Genomic DNA, 253 nt, shown 5'->3' on the forward strand with positions numbered 1-253 from the left:
TAGAGGGCGGCGATGCGCTGCAAGGCTTCGCTGGCAATCGGCGCCGCGCCGCCCTTGACCAGGTCAAAGAACCCGCGCCGCACATGCGCCCAGCAGAACGCCAGCGTCACCTCCCCGGCCAGCGCCTGACCAGCCCCCATCAACTGGTCCGGGCAAGATTTTAGTGGAGCATGGTCAGAGGCGGCGGCGATGAGCCATTGGAACCGGGGTGGGGCACGGGTCTGGCCCTTTCCGGCATGATCACCTCCGGTGC

General features: G+C 67.6%; 1 pseudogene. It reads right to left on the minus strand.

Annotation, left to right across the window (positions count from 1 at the left end):
• Window positions 1-116: pseudogene (locus tag CR165_RS24335) on the minus strand (IS66 family transposase); the annotation flags it as partial.
• Window positions 117-253: the final 137 nt, after the last annotated feature.

It is taken from the genome of Teichococcus aestuarii (assembly GCF_003116135.1).
Lineage (GTDB): Bacteria > Pseudomonadota > Alphaproteobacteria > Acetobacterales > Acetobacteraceae > Pseudoroseomonas > Pseudoroseomonas aestuarii.